Origin of the sequence: Megasphaera sp. SW808, from assembly GCF_012027795.1 — a bacterium.
GTDB lineage: Bacteria > Bacillota > Negativicutes > Veillonellales > Megasphaeraceae > Megasphaera > Megasphaera stantonii.
Genome location: NZ_SJOT01000018.1, coordinates 20,663 through 37,800 on the forward strand (window position 1 = coordinate 20,663; position 17,138 = coordinate 37,800).

At 54.6% G+C, this 17,138-nt stretch carries 19 protein-coding genes and 1 tRNA gene; 19 read left to right on the forward strand and 1 reads right to left on the reverse strand.

Annotation, left to right across the window (positions count from 1 at the left end; genetic code table 11):
• The first annotated feature begins 9 nt into the window (after positions 1-9).
• From phnC to E0L13_RS07650, 4 genes are read left to right on the forward strand one after another with little or no spacing between them, the layout of a single operon-like run.
• Entirely contained in the window at positions 10-801 is a 792-nt protein-coding gene (gene phnC / locus E0L13_RS07635; protein WP_168061490.1) for a phosphonate ABC transporter ATP-binding protein, read from the forward strand.
• Complete coding sequence (locus E0L13_RS07640) at positions 798-1,571, forward strand: ABC transporter permease subunit (protein ID WP_168061492.1); 774 nt, start codon at positions 798-800, stop codon at positions 1,569-1,571. The genes phnC and E0L13_RS07640 overlap by 4 nt, the downstream gene beginning before the upstream one ends.
• Positions 1,568-2,407 (forward strand): ABC transporter permease subunit, encoded by an 840-nt coding sequence (locus E0L13_RS07645; RefSeq protein WP_158221390.1) that lies wholly within the window; start codon positions 1,568-1,570, stop codon positions 2,405-2,407. The genes E0L13_RS07640 and E0L13_RS07645 overlap by 4 nt, the downstream gene beginning before the upstream one ends.
• 14 nt (positions 2,408-2,421) lie before the next feature.
• Positions 2,422-3,552 carry a phosphonoacetaldehyde reductase gene (locus tag E0L13_RS07650; protein WP_168061494.1) on the forward strand — a complete coding sequence of 377 codons (1,131 nt, stop codon included), beginning with the start codon at positions 2,422-2,424 and terminating at the stop codon, positions 3,550-3,552.
• 75 nt (positions 3,553-3,627) lie between these two features.
• Here the strand turns inward: E0L13_RS07650 and E0L13_RS07655 are convergent, their stop codons facing one another.
• Positions 3,628-4,089, reverse strand: a complete 462-nt coding sequence (locus tag E0L13_RS07655) for a nucleoside deaminase (RefSeq protein WP_198643550.1) — start codon at positions 4,087-4,089, stop codon at positions 3,628-3,630.
• A gap of 193 nt (positions 4,090-4,282) precedes the next feature.
• Between E0L13_RS07655 and E0L13_RS07660 the strand changes: the two genes are divergently transcribed.
• The 15 genes from E0L13_RS07660 (at position 4,283) to truB (ending at position 17,136) form a co-directional block, all read left to right on the forward strand.
• Positions 4,283-4,687 carry a signal peptidase complex subunit 2 gene (locus E0L13_RS07660; protein ID WP_232818842.1) on the forward strand — a complete coding sequence of 135 codons (405 nt, stop codon included), beginning with the start codon at positions 4,283-4,285 and terminating at the stop codon, positions 4,685-4,687.
• A gap of 12 nt (positions 4,688-4,699) precedes the next feature.
• Positions 4,700-7,276 carry a DNA polymerase I gene (polA, locus tag E0L13_RS07665; RefSeq protein ID WP_168061496.1) on the forward strand — a complete coding sequence of 859 codons (2,577 nt, stop codon included), beginning with the start codon at positions 4,700-4,702 and terminating at the stop codon, positions 7,274-7,276.
• Positions 7,277-7,286: 10 nt separating this feature from the next.
• Positions 7,287-8,105: a bifunctional DNA-formamidopyrimidine glycosylase/DNA-(apurinic or apyrimidinic site) lyase gene (mutM, locus tag E0L13_RS07670; protein ID WP_168061498.1), complete on the forward strand. Its 819-nt coding sequence runs from the start codon at positions 7,287-7,289 to the stop codon at positions 8,103-8,105.
• A 13-nt stretch (positions 8,106-8,118) separates the two neighbouring features.
• Positions 8,119-8,730 (forward strand): dephospho-CoA kinase, encoded by a 612-nt coding sequence (coaE, locus tag E0L13_RS07675; RefSeq protein WP_168061500.1) that lies wholly within the window; start codon positions 8,119-8,121, stop codon positions 8,728-8,730.
• Between the two features lie 9 nt (positions 8,731-8,739).
• Positions 8,740-9,315: a lytic transglycosylase domain-containing protein gene (locus E0L13_RS07680; RefSeq protein WP_168061502.1), complete on the forward strand. Its 576-nt coding sequence runs from the start codon at positions 8,740-8,742 to the stop codon at positions 9,313-9,315.
• Positions 9,316-9,323: 8 nt separating this feature from the next.
• A tRNA-Leu gene (locus tag E0L13_RS07685) sits at positions 9,324-9,409 on the forward strand.
• Positions 9,410-9,502: 93 nt separating this feature from the next.
• Entirely contained in the window at positions 9,503-10,102 is a 600-nt protein-coding gene (locus E0L13_RS07690; RefSeq protein ID WP_168061504.1) for a hypothetical protein, read from the forward strand.
• Positions 10,103-10,240: 138 nt separating this feature from the next.
• On the forward strand, positions 10,241-10,702 hold the full coding sequence (rimP, locus tag E0L13_RS07695; protein WP_168061506.1) for a ribosome maturation factor RimP: 462 nt from the start codon (positions 10,241-10,243) through the stop codon (positions 10,700-10,702).
• A 14-nt stretch (positions 10,703-10,716) separates the two neighbouring features.
• Entirely contained in the window at positions 10,717-11,856 is a 1,140-nt protein-coding gene (nusA, locus tag E0L13_RS07700) for a transcription termination factor NusA (protein WP_168061508.1), read from the forward strand.
• A gap of 10 nt (positions 11,857-11,866) precedes the next feature.
• Entirely contained in the window at positions 11,867-12,127 is a 261-nt protein-coding gene (locus E0L13_RS07705) for a YlxR family protein (RefSeq protein WP_087476958.1), read from the forward strand.
• Positions 12,124-12,453: a ribosomal L7Ae/L30e/S12e/Gadd45 family protein gene (locus tag E0L13_RS07710; protein WP_154877328.1), complete on the forward strand. Its 330-nt coding sequence runs from the start codon at positions 12,124-12,126 to the stop codon at positions 12,451-12,453. Before E0L13_RS07705 ends, E0L13_RS07710 begins: the two co-directional genes overlap by 4 nt.
• Positions 12,450-14,942: a translation initiation factor IF-2 gene (gene infB / locus E0L13_RS07715; protein WP_168061510.1), complete on the forward strand. Its 2,493-nt coding sequence runs from the start codon at positions 12,450-12,452 to the stop codon at positions 14,940-14,942. Before E0L13_RS07710 ends, infB begins: the two co-directional genes overlap by 4 nt.
• An 18-nt stretch (positions 14,943-14,960) precedes the next feature.
• The gene (rbfA, locus tag E0L13_RS07720) at positions 14,961-15,308 is read left to right on the forward strand and encodes a 30S ribosome-binding factor RbfA (RefSeq protein WP_087476961.1); all 348 of its coding nucleotides are present in this window, start codon (positions 14,961-14,963) and stop codon (positions 15,306-15,308) included.
• Positions 15,309-15,313: 5 nt separating this feature from the next.
• On the forward strand, positions 15,314-16,258 hold the full coding sequence (locus E0L13_RS07725) for a bifunctional oligoribonuclease/PAP phosphatase NrnA (RefSeq protein ID WP_168061512.1): 945 nt from the start codon (positions 15,314-15,316) through the stop codon (positions 16,256-16,258).
• Positions 16,255-17,136 carry a tRNA pseudouridine(55) synthase TruB gene (truB, locus tag E0L13_RS07730; protein WP_168061514.1) on the forward strand — a complete coding sequence of 294 codons (882 nt, stop codon included), beginning with the start codon at positions 16,255-16,257 and terminating at the stop codon, positions 17,134-17,136. Before E0L13_RS07725 ends, truB begins: the two co-directional genes overlap by 4 nt.
• The last annotated feature ends 2 nt before the right edge of the window (positions 17,137-17,138 follow it).

Here is a 17,138-nt window from a genome sequence, read left to right on the forward strand (position 1 = left end):
GCTGCTAGCATGAATGGGACAGAACAGCCCGTCGTCGTATTTGAACATGTCTGCAAGCGCTATGGAAACGGTACGCTGGGATTAAACGACGTCACCTTTTCCGTATATCCGGGAGAATTTATCGCCGTCATCGGCCCGTCCGGCGCCGGAAAGTCGACGCTGCTTCGCTCCGTCAACAAGCTCCACGACGTGACGGAAGGGCGCATACTCATCGGCGGCGAGGATATTTCCCAAGCCCGGGGCAGCCATTTGCGGACGTTGCGGCGGCAAATCGGCATGATCTTTCAGAACTACAATCTGGTGTACCGCTTGTCGGTGCTGCAGAACGTGCTCCATGGCCGGCTGGGCTACATGGGCTCCTTGCAGGGGATGATAGGACTGTATCGGGAAGAAGACAAGGAAAAGGCTGTAGAGCTGCTGAAAGAAATCGACATGGGCGATTTTCTCAATACGCGGGCTGCCGACCTGTCTGGGGGACAGAAGCAGCGCGTAGGCATTGCCAGGGCGTTTATGCAGGACCCGCAGATTCTTCTTTGCGACGAGCCCATTGCTTCCCTGGACCCGTCGAGCGCTAAAATTATCATGGATATGATTTATTCCATGGCCTCGCGCCGCCGCATCGCCTGTCTGGTCAACCTGCATCAGATCGACGTAGCTAAGGCCTATGCGACCCGCGTCATCGGGCTGCGGAAGGGAAGGATCGTCTTTGACGGCCCGCCGGGCGATATGGACGACGACGTGATTCAGGCTATTTACGGCGTATCAGCCGACGAACTTGCGATAAAGGAACGAAACCTATGAAACAGAACGAATCTCATGTAATCTATACGATGACTGGGCTTATGGCGGCGGCCTTTATCGCCGCCACGGCCTATACCGGCTTTAACCCGGCAGAAATCATACCGCAGCTGGGCGAGGGATGGAAGTTCTTTACGGAAGACTTTCTGCCGCCGCAGGTATCGTTCAGCGAAGCCGTCATGGAATGCATTGCCGTGACGATTTCCCTGGCCATATCGTCGGCCTTTGTTGCGGCAGTGCTGGCCGTCGTGGCCGCCGTATTTGGCAGTGAAAAGACGTCGCCGTCCCGGTACGTCGCCGGCGTCATCCGCGGCGCGGCTACCTTCCTGCGCAACATTCCGACCCTCGTCTGGGCCTTTATCCTCTTTTCCTCCCTGGGCGTCGGCACGAGCGTAGGGTTTATCGCCCTGGTGATTACCAGCTTCGCCTTTATGACCCGAACGTTTATCGAGGTTATTGACGAAATTCCTCAGGACACGTTAGAATGTATGGAAGCCGTAGGCGCCGATTTCTGGCAGCGCATGTTCCAGTGCGTGATTCCCTGCTGCATAGCCGGCTTTATTTCATGGTTTCTCTATTGCCTGGAAGTCAATATCCGCGCCTCGACCATCGTCGGCATGGTAGGAGGCGGCGGCAGCGGCATGGTCCTGCTGTCGTATCTGAAAGCCTTTAAATATCCGCAGGCTGCCGGCATCATCTTGATGATTGCGGCAATTGTCATCCTGGGAGATATCATGACGGGATGCTTGCGAAAGAGAGTGATGAATCCATGAATATAGAAGAAGTTACAGCCGTAGATTCGGCCGTAAGGCCCAAGAGAAAGGGCAAGAAACACATAGATGTCGGCGTCCGCGGGGGAGATCATTTCATCGCCCTGTTCCTGGCCGGCACGACGGCAGCCGCCGCGGTGTCTCTGTATATGCTGCATATTGACTGGCTGCAGCTGGCGGAACGTTCCTCCGGCATCGTTGAAATTTTTTGGAAAATGGCTCATATGACGACGGACAGCGTCGACTTTACCCTGCTTTCTTTCGCCGACACCTTTTCCATTATGGTGCTGGCTACGGTGTACAGTATATTCCTCGGCCTCGTTTTCGGGCTATTGGCTGCGGAAAACGTCGTCGGCAGCAGAATCGCTGCCGGGGCGGTCAAGGCCTTCTTTACTTTTTTGCGAGCTGTGCCGACGCCCGTATGGGTTCTACTGATGCTGGTCTGCTTTGGATTTGGCCCCGTAGCGGGCGTTACGGGTTTGTCGATTCATACGGTGGCCTTTTTTACCCGGGCCTTTTCCCAGGCCTTCGAGGACGTGCCGCAGGATACGATAGACGGCTTGGCGGCTTTAGGCGCGACGCGCTGGCAGATTATCTGCTGCGGCCTGCTGCCCAGTGCCGTCACGCAGCTCGTCGCCTGGATTGCCCTGCGGTTTGAAATCAATTTTGCCGAATGCGCGATTCTGGGGATGGTGGGAGCCGGCGGCATCGGCTTCGCTATTTCCACGAGCATACAAAACTATCAATATGGACAAGCGGGACTCGCCGTTTTTCTGGTATTCGCCTTCGCTTTTTGCTTAGAACGCGGCTTTTTGCTCGTCAAGCGGTCCATGCAGTAAAAGGAGTGGTAACGTTGGAATTTTATAATCCTGTGCGCATCCTTGCCGGACATGACGGCTTGGAAAAGCTGGCTCTTTACTTGGAGGAAACGAGCCGGGAGAAGAAGATTCTCCTGCTGACCCGCGGCATGGATTTTTCTCAAAGTCCTGCCGGACAGGCTTTGCGGAAGGCCTTAGCGGGGCGCGACGTCCGGGAAGAGGAGCTGACGCTTTCCAATCCCGACGTGGCCGATATGGCCGCGATGCTGGAACGGGTGGGCGGCGAACCGTACGGCCTCATCCTCGCCGTCGGCGGCGGCAGCGTCATGGATACGGCGAAGACCCTGGCCCTGGCGATTCCTGCCGGCATTCGTGGGACCGAAGGGCTGCGGGCCTTTATCGCCGCAGAGGCGTATGAAGCGGTGCAGCCTATTCCCTGGATCGGCGTGCCGACGACGTCCGGCACGGGTTCGGAAGTGACGCCGTGGGCGACCGTATGGGATCGGGAACGGGAATGTAAGATGTCTTGCAGCTATACCCGCAATTTTGCGGCTCTGGCTGTCGTCGATCCGGTGTTTACTCTTACCTGCCCAGTATCGCTGACTATATCGTCGGCGCTGGATGCCTTGTGCCACAGTACGGAGTCGTTCTGGGCCCGCCGTACGAACGAAGTATCGCAGACCTTCGCCTTATTGTCCATCGGACTCATTCGCCGTCATTTAGAGGACTTGGCGGCTCATCCGAACGACGCGGAGCTGCGCCTGCTTATCGGCAAGGCCAGCTTATATGCCGGACTGGCCTTCAGCAATACGAAGACGACGGTCTGCCATTCCGTATCGTACCCCATGACGGAAAAGTTCGGCGTGACTCATGGCACGGCGGCGGCTTTGACGCTGGGCGATTTCATGGATTTCAATAAGGCGGCGATTCCCCGCTATGCAGATCTGCTGGAAGCATACCAATGCGCTTCGGCGGCAGAGGTCAAAGACTGGATATTCCGCATGCTGTCTCTCGGCGGCTTCGCCCTTCGCCTGCAGGACTACGGCATCGGCAGCGGCGATATTCCCTACATCGTCGGCCACGCTTTCACCAAAGGCCGGGCGGACAACAATCCCGTCGACGTACAGCCCGAAGATGTGCGGGACGTATTGACGCGTATTTTTTAATCGTGCCATGAAAAAAAGCTTGAAACAAAGGGACTTCGGAGAGTCCTGCGTTTCAAGCTTTTTAGTTTGCAGCGATTAATATATGGTCATATTCTTTTCTTTGTACTGTTCAAAGATCTTGATGGCCTCTTCGCGGCCCATCTGCCGCAAGGCCAGCGTATCTTCGTCGGCGCAGCCCCGCTTGATGAAATCGTAAATGAAGTCGTCGCGGAAGCCGATAGCGGCGGCGTCTTTGGCGCTGTTGCCGTAATACACTGTTTTAATATTCGCCCAGATGATGGCCGAAAGGCACATGGGGCAGGGTTCGGCCGACGTGTAGAGCTCGCAGCCCGATAAGTCGTACGTGCCGAGATTGCGGCAGGCGTCGCGGATGGCCTGTATTTCGCCGTGACAGGTCGGGTCGTTGTTTTTCAATACTTCGTTATGGCCGCGTCCGACGATGACGCCGTCCTTGACAACGACGGCGCCGAAAGGTCCGCCGTGGCCTGTTTCTAGGTTTTTTGCCGATTCGCTAATGGCTTCGTCCATGAAATTCATCGTATATCATTCCTCCATGATTCGCAGATTTCTTTTTACGCCTCGCATATTATACCATAGGCAGGCGGGAAAACGAAATGGCTTGGGCTGCCGGCCTTGTTTTGTATGAATGAATAGATAATCAAAACGATAAATGATATAATAAGAGAGATATTTTGTATTATGTGTGCTACAGAAATTTAGGAGGACTACTATGAAGTGCCGCTATTGCGATAGAGAAGCCGTCTATGACGACGGCATGTGCGAATCGTGCCATCGCTTGTACCAGCAGTACGAGCAGGCCGAAGCCAAGGTTATGTCGGATCACGAACGGGACAGCTTCCGCGGGCAGACGATTGAGGAAGATGGTACGGTACGGGACGAACAGAAAGCCTATGAGGAACAGATGCGCGAACAGCAGCGCCGCCGTTCAGGCGTGCGCATCATCACGTCGGGATTGTCCTGGCGCGTCAAGCTGGCCCTGGGCTTTATCGTATTCTGCATCGTCGCCGTCATCATCAGCGCCCTTGGCTTTATCATCATGGCGATGCCCTATTTGCTGGGCGCGCTGGTCATTTATTTTGTATATAACATCGTCAAGGCGTTTCTGCATCGGTAAGAGGAGGCTGACATGAAGGAAACATTGTTGATTATAGATGGAAGCAGCCTGTTATACCGGGCCTTTTACGCCATCCCTTCCCTGACGGACAGCCAGGGCCGGCCGACGAACGCCGTGTACGGCTTTTTAAACATGCTGCTTAAATTGTACGAGCAGCTGGAGCCCCATTACGTAGCCGTAGCCTTTGACAAGGACAAGCATACCTTCCGAAACGACTTGTACGACGGCTATAAGGCGACGCGCAAGCCGGCGCCCGACGATCTGCGGCCCCAGTTCCCCTTGATACGGGAAGTACTGGAATGCCTGGGCATTCATGTCCTGGAGCTGGAAGGCTATGAAGGCGACGACATTATCGGCACCGTTGCCCGGCAGATGGAAGCGAAGGATTTTCATATTGACATCGTGACGGGAGACCGCGACGCGCTGCAGCTCGTCGATGAAAATGTCACGGTCCATTTGACGAAAAAGGGCATTACAAATATGCTGGCCGTTACGCCCGACGTCATGGAGGCGGAATACGGCTACGCGCCGTCCCAGGTCGTCGACATGAAGGCCCTCATGGGTGATACGGCCGACAATATTCCCGGCGTTCCCGGCGTCGGAGAAAAGACGGCGGCGAAGCTCATCGCGCAATTTCAGCATGTAGAGGCCCTGTACGACCGTATTGACGAAGTGAAGGGCAAAAAATTGCAGGAAAAGCTGGCTGACAACAAGGACAAAGCCTTTTTGTCCAAGGAACTGGCGACGATCTGCTGCAGCGTGCCCGTCGAGTATAGTCTGGACATGTTCCTGCCGCAGCCGCGCAAGGAAGATGTGGCCGCCTTGTTCCGCAGTCTGGGCTTTAAAAATATGCTGGCCCGGTTTGCCGCCTTCGACCGCTTTGAATCCTTAGCCGACGAGGAACCGGAACAGGCCGTGTCCTTGCAGCTGCTGGACGACTTGCGGCCCCAGGATTTGGCCGGCCAGATCGTCGCCGTGGAAGGCGTGTATGAACCGGCCGTGCCCCTGCCTGCGCTGAAGGCTTTAGCCATTGCGGGAAGGCAGGGCGTGTTCGTCGTGCCGGCAGGACGGGAAGGAGAATATCTCCGCGCCTTAGCCGACGCGGCCTTAGTCGTCACGTCGCAGGGCAAGCAGCTCGTCAAGGCGGCGTCACCCTATACGGACAAGCGACTGCCCTTGGCGGACATCGTACTGGCGGCGTATTTGCTGGACCCGACGCGGACTGCCTATGGCCTGGCGTATTTATCGGAAAAATTTGCCGTGCCGCTGCAGGAAGGAGACGACGAAGCTCTACGTCTGGCCGGCGACGCGCAGTTTTCCTTCGACGTCTGGCCCAAGGCGGCAGAAGCATTGGAGCAGGCCGGCTTGACGACCTTGTACGATACGATTGAAATACCCTTGATTCATACGCTGGCCGTTATGGAAATGAACGGCTTTACCGTCGATACGGAACGGCTCATGGATATGGAACGGGAGCTGTCGCTGGAAGCGGACAAGCTGGAAGAGGAAATTTACGACGATGCCGGCGAGACCTTCAACATCAATTCGACGAAGCAGCTCGGCGTCATCTTATTTGAAAAGCTGGGATTGCCGGTTATCAAGAAGACGAAGACAGGCTATTCGACAGATTCGGCCGTACTGGAAGCCCTCATGGACCAGCATCCTATGATCCCGAAAATACTGCAGTTCCGGGCTTTGAAAAAGCTGATTTCCACCTATTTGGACGGCTTGGAACCCTTGATTTCCCGGGAAACGGGCCGCATTTACACATCCTTTAACCAGATGGTCACGGCGACGGGCCGCCTGAGCAGCTCGGACCCGAACTTGCAGAACATTCCTATCCGAACCGAGCAGGGACGCAAAATCCGCTCCTTATTCGTGCCGGGCGAAGGATACGACTACATCGTATCTGGCGACTACTCGCAGATCGAGCTGCGCCTTCTGGCTCATTTGTCCCAGGACCCGACGATGATCGACGGCTTCAAGAAAAATCAGGACATCCATCGCCGCACGGCGTCGGAAGTATTCGGCATTCCCTGGGACGAGGTCACACCGGAGCAGCGCTCTCACGCCAAAGCCGTCAATTTCGGCATTATTTACGGCATCAGCGACTTCGGACTGGCCCGCAATATTTCGATTTCCCGTCAGCAGGCCAAGGAATACATCGACTCCTACTTCGCCCGCTACAGCACGATTCACGCTTACATGGACAAGCTCGTGGCGGAAGCCCGCGAAACGGGGATGGCCAAGACCATGTTCGGACGCATCCGCACGCTGACAGATATTAACAGCAAGAACTTTACGCGCCGTTCCTTTGCCGAGCGGACGGCGATGAACACGCCTATCCAGGGCAGCGCCGCCGATATCATCAAGCTGGCCATGAACGCCGTTCAGGACGAATTGGAACGCCGCAGCTTGCGAAGCCGCCTTCTCGTGCAGGTTCACGACGAGCTCGTCCTGGAAGTGCCGGCTGACGAGCGGGAAGAAGTGGAAACGCTGCTGAAGGATACGATGGAACACATCGTGACCTTGTCGGTGCCCCTGGTCGTCGATATTCACTGCGGCCGGAACTGGGAAGAAGCAAAATAGGAGGAGTTATATGCCTGAATTGCCGGAAGTAGAATCGGTGCGCGCCTATATTGAAGCGCACGCAGTGGGAAAACGGATTGAAGACGTACGGCTCTTGCTGCCGCGCCTGGTGAAAAACACGACGCCTGAAGAATTTTGCCGCCTATTGACGGGACAGACGATATCAGCTGTCAGCCGTAAGGGAAAATATTTGCTCCTTCGCTGCAGCGGCGGTCCGTCTCTGCTCGTGCACTTGCGCATGACCGGCAGCCTCATCTATCAGGAGGAGTACGAAGAAATACGAGGACAGCGCATTATTTTCGCATTAAATGAAGGATATATCCTGTATCGCGACGTCCGCACCCTCGGGTGCCTGTGGCTCGTGCCGCCGGAGGGGCCGACGGGAATTTCCGGCTACGATTCGCTGGGACCTGACGGCAACAGCGACAAATTTACTCTTTCCTATTTGCAGGAGGCCCTCCAGTCGTCGAAGCGTTCCGTCAAATCCTTTTTGCTCGATCAGACCTGCGTAGCCGGCTTGGGCAATATTTACGCCGACGAGGCGCTGTTCCTTGCCGGCGTCAGGCCCCAGCGCCGCTGCTGTGATATAAGTCCCGACGAATGCCGCAGACTCCACGAGGCCATTGGGGTCGTGCTGCGGCAGGGATTGGCCCATGGCGGCACGACCATACGCGACTTTATCAGCGGCAACGGCCAGGAAGGGTCGAACCAGGCCTTTTTGCAGGTATACGGCAAAGAAGGCACGCCGTGCCCGCGATGCGGCCATACGATTGTCTATACGAAGTTTGCCGGCAGGGGAACGCACTATTGCCCGCACTGCCAGGTGTAAGGAGGAACTTGTCATGTATCGCATTGGATTGACCGGCGGGATTGCGTCGGGAAAAAGTACGGTCGTATTGATGCTGAAGGAGCTCGGCGCGTCCGTCGTGGACTGCGACGTCTTGGCACGCGATGTAGTGCAGCCCGGCACAAAGGGGCTGGCTGCCGTAGCGGCGGCCTTCGGCCCGAAAGCAATAGGGGAAGACGGGACGATGGACCGGGCCTATATCGGCGGCGTCGTGTTCAATGACGCCGAACGCAAGGCGGAACTGGAAGGCATTTTATTTCCCTTGATTTACGAGCGAATTGACGAAGAGCTCCGACGTATAGAGGAAGTAGAGAAGAAATCCTTCGTTTTTCTTGACATGCCCTTGTTATTTGAGATAGAATATCAAGCGTATGTCGATGAAGTGTGGCTTGTATGCGTAGACGGGCCGACGCAGCTGGAACGGCTCATGGCCCGGAATCATTTTTCCCGGGAAGAAGCGGAGGCCCGCATTCGGTCACAGATGCCTGCAGAGAAAAAACGCGCCCTGTCGCAGGTCGTCATCGACAACAACGGCGCCTTAGCTCAAACGGAAGAACAGGTGCGGGCGCAGTGGGCGCTGCTGATGGATAGAATTCAAAGACGATAGGAGACGGCGTTGAGACGGAAGACACAGACAAAGGATAAAATTATCATAGCGGTAGTGCTGGCGTGTTTTTCCGCGTCCTATTTCTGCTCGTGGAAAGACGACGTGCTGCGGAAATTCGTCTATCCTCTTCAATACGACTACATGGTGCGCCAGTATTCGTACGAAGACGGCGTCAGCCCCGCCCTGGTCGCGGCGGTGATTCTCGTGGAAAGCAAGTTTAACGAAGACGCCTTTTCCCATCGCGGCGCTTCGGGGCTGATGCAGATCATGCCGGAAACGGGCGAATGGATTGCCGGAGAAATGGGAATCGAAAATTTTACGCCGGACCAATTGACAAATGTGCAGACAAATATTAAAATGGGTACGTGGTATCTGGCCTATCTCCTGCATGAGTACGGCGGCAACAAGGTGTTGGCCCTGGCTGCGTATAACGCTGGCCGCGGACACGTCGACTCATGGATGGAAGAATACGGTTGGGAAAAAAATTTTTCAGAAATTGAAAAAATACCCTTTACAGAAACACGAGAATATGTTAAGATAGTTTTGTTGAATGAACAGCAATACAAACATCTTTACAAGTTTTAATTGACTATGCGGTTGTGGCGGAATGGCAGACGCGCTGTCTTCAGGCGGCAGTAATCTTTCGATTGTGTGGGTTCAACTCCCACCAACCGCACCATTTTTTTCTCTTATGGATGAAGCATTGATTGAAACATTCAAACAATGGAATATTGCATCTATTCTCCCACTTCAGGTGGGAGATTTTCAGTTATTGACGGAATATCGCATGGTGCAGGAAAACGGCGGCGATAAAGAGTACCTGCTGTTTGCCTATTGCAACGCCGACAATAACTGGTCTGTACGGGCGATATTCAATCCCGATTCGGAAGAGTTTTCCGTCCGCACGGACATCGGTATGCTGGAGTTTGCCCTGATCGAGTTTATTACCAGCGATTTCGCCATGTTCCGGGCGATGGTGGAAGACCGGCTGGCCCGGATCATCCGCGACTACTATGTAGAGCCGAGCCGTAATTTCAGCGTCATACTGAAGAACAAGGGCCTGCCCGACGTAGAATGGGATGAGTTCCTTCCGGCAGAATACGGCGGATTCCGCTGCCTCATCCGGCCGAATCAGGCCGTGCGGATTATTAACGGCTCCTACATGATTCTTTCCTATTACCAGAAAGAGTCGCGAAGCGGCTTGTCCGTCATGTACAACGTCCTCCGCGACGATTTTTTTGCAGAGCGGCGGATTCATAACTTTCCAAATTTGGTTCATGATTTTGACGGCTCGTCCCTGGAGGGACTGAAACGGGCGCTGCAGCAGCGTCTGCTGCCGGTGCTGGACTCTATTTCGGCCGATATATCCTGATTTGCCCTTGCGGCGTTGTCAGAAGGCGGCTGAAGTGGTATACTAAACGTAATTTAGATTCTTTTATGTGAGAGTGGGTGCGAGCCCACTCTTAACTTTTACCTGTATGAATTTTTAGAAGGATAGCTGGTGAATGGCATGAAGCGTGAACATATTGAAACAATGATTTCTCAGGAAGTAGAACGGATTATCAGCGGCACGGCTTTGGAACTGGTCGACGTCGAATATGTCCGCGAAAAAAACTGGTACCTCCGCGTATTTATCGACAAAGAAGGGGGCGTCGATCTGGAGGACTGTCAGGCTGTCAGTGAAAAGCTGAGCAAAGTCCTCGATGAAAAGGACCCTATACAAGAAAATTATCTGCTGGAAGTATCATCTCCGGGACTGGACCGCATCTTGAAAAAGGATAAGGACTTTGTCCGCTACGCCGGCAGAACCGTGGATATTCACTTTTTCCAGCCCTACAACGGCAAAAAAGACCTGGTAGCCGATTTGGTAGGGAAAGGCGAAGACGGCAAGCTGACCGTCCGGATCGATGGAAATGAAGAGATATTAGATATGAAAACTATATCGCAGGTTCGTCTGCATATTGATTTTTAATGGAGGGTGTAACCGTGAATAAGGAATTGCTCAATGCTATTGCGTTTTTGTCTAAAGAAAAAGGGGTTTCGACAGACGTCATCTGCGACTCCCTGGAAGCCGTGCTGATTACGGCCTATAAGAAGGAGCCGGAAGCCAACCCCCTGGCCGACGTAGAGCTGAATCGGGAAACGGGCGATTACCGCATCGTAGCGGCGAAAACCGTCGTGGAAGATGTCGTCAACGACCATGGGGAAATCTCCCTGGAAGACGCCCGCAAGCTGAACCCGGAATACGAAGTCGGAGACGTAGTCAACGTCGACGTAACGCCGTCCAATTTCGGCCGCATCGCCGCCCAGGCGGCCAAGCAGGTCATGATCCAGCGCCTCCGCGAAGCGGAACGGAGCATCGTCTACGACGAATTTTACAATCGTACCGACGACATCATTACTGGCTTGATTCAGCGGATTGAAAACAAGAACGTCTATGTCGACTTGGGCAAGGCCGAAGCGATTTTGCCGGCGTCGGAACAGATTCCGACGGAAACCTACACGGTCGGCCAGCGCATCAAATGCTACGTTGTAGAAGTGCGCAAGACGACGAAGGGCGCGCAGATCCTCGTATCTCGTACCCATCCCGGCTTATTGAAGCGGCTCTTCGAGCTGGAAGTGCCGGAAATTTACGAAGGCGTAGTGGAACTGAAATCCGTAGCCCGCGAACCAGGCCGCCGTTCCAAGATCGCCGTGTATTCCCGCGATGAAAATGTTGATTCCGTCGGCGCCTGCGTCGGCCCGAAAGGGAGCCGCGTGCAGAATATCGTGACGGAACTGCAGAACGAAAAAATTGATATCGTCAAATGGGATGAAGACCCGGCCGTGTACATCGCCAATGCCCTGAGCCCGGCTCAGGTCGTGTCCGTTACCGTCGACGAAGGAGAAAAGGCGTCGAGCGTCGTCGTTCCCGATTATCAGCTGTCCCTGGCCATCGGCAAGGCCGGCCAGAACGCCCGCTTGGCAGCTAAGCTGACGAATTGGAAAATCGATATTAAGAGTGAAAGCCAGGCCGCTGCCCTTGCCAGCGAAGAAGCTTCTTCGGCTGATGAAGAAGTGGAACAGGAAGACATCCTGAGCGAATTGGATATGCCGGCGGCTGAAGACGGACAAGGCGAAGCCTGAGGAGGTATAGATGAAAAAGAAAAAAATACCTCTGCGCGTCTGTGCTGGCTGTCAGGAACAGAAGAGCAAGAAGGAAATGATCCGCGTCGTCCGCACGCCGGAAGGCGCCGTGGAAATCGACAAGACCGGCAAAAAATCCGGGCGGGGCGTGTATATCTGTCAGAATTCGGCCTGCCTGGAAAAAGCGTATAAAGAACATCGTCTGGAACGGTCTTTAAAGACGAAGGTGTCCGACGAAATTTATGAAAGCCTGCGGCAGGAATTGTCATGACCGCGCAGGAACGGATTGGCAATCTGCTTGGCCTTGCCTGCCGGGCCCGCAAGACGATTTGCGGCGATTTCGCGGCGGAGAAGCATTTGAAGAACCATACAGTTCCCATGCTGTTTTTGGCAGCAGACGGCGGAGCCGACAACGTGGAAAAGTACCGCCGCCTGGCAGCGCGCAAGGGGATTGCCGTTGTAGATATATTGACGAAGGAAGAGCTGGGCAGGGCCGTCGGAAAGATGCAGAACGTCGTCGTCCTGCTGACGGACGCCGGCTTTGCCAAGGCTGTAGATAAAGTGTTGAGAACGACTGAAAAGGGGGTAACTAGATGACAAAACGTGTATACGAAGTTGCAAAAGAATATGGCGTATCCGCCAAAAACGTCATCAAAGTATTAGGCGATCATAATATCAAGGCTGGTAATTTTACGGGCATCGACGATTCGATGAGAGCCATATTGGATAAATCCTTTAAGGAACCCAAGAAGGCTGAAAAGCCGGCAGAACAAAAAAAAGGAATGGAAGGAACTGGCCGCAAAGTGAACGATAACAACCGCGCTAAGCAAGCGAAACCGCAGGAAGGACAAAAACAAGGAAATTCCCATAAGCAAAATCGTCCTGAACAGGGAAACAACGCCAAAAAGCAGGCTCAGCCGGCGCGGAACGGCAATAAAAATCAGCAGAGCGGTTCATCCGGCCAGAATCATCAGAACAACCGCGGTCAGGACAACAAGAAAAACGCCGGACAGCAGAACGCAAAGTCGTCGGGCAATCAGAACAACCGTCAGAATGGGAATCAGCAAAATAAGCAGAACCAGCAGAACAACGGCGGCAAGCGGACGAAGTTCTTCGGCCGTTCTTCGCAAAACGGCGACGAAGGGCAGAATGCCGGCCGCAGCGACAATAAGAAAAATAAGCGCAACCAGAATAACAATAACCCCAACGGCAAAAACAACAGACCTCACACACTTTTATCTAACGTGTTGAACAAAGGCAAAAATAAAAATAACAAGAACAACAAGAAGCAGGGCGGCCATCACGATATGGGCGGCGGCGAACTGGCGAAGAAAAAGAATTACCCCACGTCTATCGAGCTGCCGGAAACGATTATCGTCAAGGATTTCGCGGAAAAGCTGGGCCGCGAAGTCGGCGAAGTCATTAAAAAGCTGCTCATGGGCGGCATTATGGCGACGATCAATCAGGAAATCGACTTTGAAACGGCCTCTCTGATTGCCGACGAATTCGGCGTAACGGTTACGCAGGAAGCGCCTCCGGAAGATCCGACGGAAATTGAAGAAATCGTCGACGCGCCGGAAACGCTGAAGGTCCGTCCGCCTGTCGTTACGATCATGGGCCACGTCGACCACGGCAAGACGAGCCTCCTCGACGCGATTCGCCAGACGAACGTGACGAGCCACGAAGCCGGCGGCATTACGCAGCATATCGGCGCTTACCAGGTACGCTACAACGGTAAGAAGATTACCTTCATGGATACGCCGGGCCACGAAGCCTTTACGGCTATGCGCGCCCGCGGCGCCCAGGTTACGGATATTGCCGTCCTCGTCGTCGCGGCGGACGACGGCGTTATGCCGCAGACGGTCGAATCCATTAACCACGCCAAATCGGCCGGCGTTCCCATCATCGTCGCCATCAACAAAATCGATAAGGAAAGCGCCAATCCGGAACACGTCATGCAGCAGCTGACGGAATACGGCTTGATCAGCGAAGAATGGGGCGGCGACACGATTATGGTTCCCGTGTCGGCTCATAAGAAAATCGGCCTCGACGACTTGCTGGAAAACATCCTCGTCCTGGCGGAAGTTTCCGAATTGAAGGCCAACCCGAACCGTCCGGCCCAGGGCGTCGTCATCGAAGCGAAGCTCGACAAGGGCCGCGGCCCCGTTGCATCCGTTCTGATCCAGAAGGGCACGCTCCACGTCGGCGACACGATTATCGTCGGCCCCTGCTTCGGCAAGGTCCGCGCCATGAACAACGAACGGGGCGAACGGGTTAAGAAAGCCGAACCGTCTATCCCTGTGGAAATCCTCGGCCTCAACGACGTGCCCGAAGCCGGCGATATCCTTGACGTGACCGATGAAAAGACGGCCCGCAGCGTAGCGGAAAAACGAATGGAAAAGAAACGTTCGTCGGCCCTCCACGTCAATGCGAAGGTAACTCTCGACGATTTGTTCAACCAGATTCAGCAGGGCGAATTGAAAGAACTGCCCCTTATCATTAAGGGGGACGTACAGGGTTCTGTCGAAGCCCTGAGCCAGTCCCTGCTCAATATTAAGAGCGACGAAGTGCGCATCGCCATCGTCCATGCCGGCGTCGGCGCTATTTCCGAATCGGATATCATGCTGGCTTCGGCGTCCAACGCCATCATCATCGGCTTCAACGTCCGCCCGGACGCAGCGGCTCGCAAGGCGGCGGAACACGACAACGTCGACATGCGCATGTACCGCGTCATTTACGACGCCATCAATGACGTGGAAGCGGCTATCAAAGGGATGCTGGAAAAGAAATATGAAGAACACATTATCGGCCGCGCCGAAGTCCGCAAGGTCATTACGACGCCGAAGGTCATCGTCGGCGGTTCCTACGTCAAGGAAGGCAAGATTACGAACAACGCTAAGATCCGCCTGATCCGCAACGGCATCGTCATCCATGACGGCGAAATCGACGGACTGCGCCGCTTTAAAGACGACGTCAAGGAAGTGGCTTCCGGATACGAATGCGGCATTACCCTTGAAAAATACCGCGACATCAAGGAAGGCGACGAAATCGAAGCCTATGAAATGGTGGAAGTCGCGCCGGAATAATAAAGTGAGGAAATACATATGGGAGAATTGCGAGTCCGCAAAATACAAGAATTCATCAAGCAGGAAGTTTCCAACATCCTGCTTCGTGAATTGAAAGATCCGCGCCTCGGCTTCGTCACTGTGACGGACGCGCGGATTACCGGCGATTTGCGCGAAGCGACGGTATACGTCAGCCTCTTTGGCAAGGCCGAAGAAAAAGAAAATACCCTGAAAGCGCTGAAAAACGCGACGGGCTATATCCGTACGGAAGTGGGCCGCCGCTTGGGCATACGCTATTCGCCGACTATTGAATTTAAAGAAGATACGTCTCTCGATTACGGCATGAAAATCGATAAAATACTTCGTGATATAGAAAAAAAGGACTGAGTTTCATGAATTGTTCATCTCAGGAAGTACGCCGTATTCTGGAACAGCATGACCGCATCGTGCTGACTGCCCACGTCAGCCCTGATGGCGACGCTATAGGCAGCCTGCTGGCGATGCAGGAATGGCTGGAAGGACTGGGCAAGGAGGTTGTCGTGGCCGTGGACGACGACATAGACGACAAGTTTTTCTTTCTGCCGCTGGCGGAACAGATACGGCGTCCCGACCAGGTGCAGGCCGACGCCTCCTGGCTGACCGTCGTGCTCGATGCGACCGGCATGGATCGCATCGGCGCGGCTGAAGCCTTGGCGAAGGGGAAGGTCCTGAATATTGACCATCATATTTCCAACCTCCATTTTGCCGATTGGGAATATGTGCGGACGGACTGCGCTGCAACGGGCGAGATTTTAACCGAACTGTTGGCGGACTGGCAGGCCGAATTTTCGCCGTCTATGGCAAACGCCTTGTACATGGCCATCGCGACGGACTGCGGGTTCTTTAAATTCAGCAATACGACGGGCCATACCTTGCGGATGGCGGCGCTGCTGGTCGAAGCCGGTGCGCAGCCGAACGTCGTTTCCGAGCATTTGGAAGCCCGGTCTTTGGCAAAGCTTCAGGCCTTGTCGGAGGTGCTGCGCCATATTGAATTGTTCGGTGAGGGCCAGGTTGCCTGTCTTTCGTTTACGCCGGAATTGCTGCAGTATACGGGCGAGCATACGGGAAGCTATATCGACTACATCCGCACGATTCAGGGCGTCGACGTGGCTTTTACGGTAAAGTACGTTGGTCCGGAAGAAACGCGGGTCAGCCTGCGGTCTAAGCGAGCCGACGTCAACGCCGTCGCTTCCGTGTTCGGCGGCGGCGGCCACGTGCGGGCAGCAGGCTGCACCGTGGCGGCGCCGCTGGAAGAAGCAAAAAAAATGATAGTGAAGGAACTTTTAAAAGTAAAATGATAAATGGAATCGTCAATGTATTAAAAGCGACAGGAATGTCGAGCCATGACGTAATCGGCCAGATGCGCCGCATATACGGGATGAAGAAGATTGGCCACGCCGGAACGCTGGACCCTTTGGCTGCCGGCGTGCTTCCCGTGTATCTGGGTCAGGCGACGCGGCTGATTGAATATGGAGACAACGGGATAAAGACATATCATGCAGAGTTTGCTTTAGGCTTTGCTACGGATACGGAGGACAGCACCGGCGAAGTCGTCGCCAGCGCTGCTGTCCCCGATTTGTCTGCTGAGGATATATCCTCCGTGCTGGCGTCGTTCTGCGGCGATATCGAGCAGACTCCGTCCCGTTATTCCGCCATCAATGTTAATGGCGTCAAAGCGTATAAGCTGGCCAGACAAAACGCTGATTTTACATTGCCGGGCAGGCGGGTCACGATATATGAGATCCGCCTTTTGTCGTATCAAAACGGACGGGGCGTCATCGCCGTGACATGCTCTAAGGGAACCTATGTCCGCTCGCTCATCCGCGACGTCGGAGAGGCGCTGGGCACTTATGCCTGCATGACCTATCTCGTCCGCGTCCGGGCCGGCGTCTTTGATATTGCTCAGGCAGCTGCGCTGGAAGAATTAGAAGCCGATCCGCAGGCGTATATCCTGCCTGCCGACATGGCTATTCAAGATCTTCCCAAGGCGGTTTGTACGGCGGAAAAGTGCGCCCGCCTTCTGCAGGGCCGCGCAGTGCCCTTTGCCGGCAAGGGACTGGCCCATGGCGATGTGCTGCGGGTCTATACGCCGGAGCGAAAATTGGCCGGCATTGCTCATTTCGATAAAGAACATCATGTCATACGTCCGCATAAGATGTTTGCCGACGTACTGTGAGG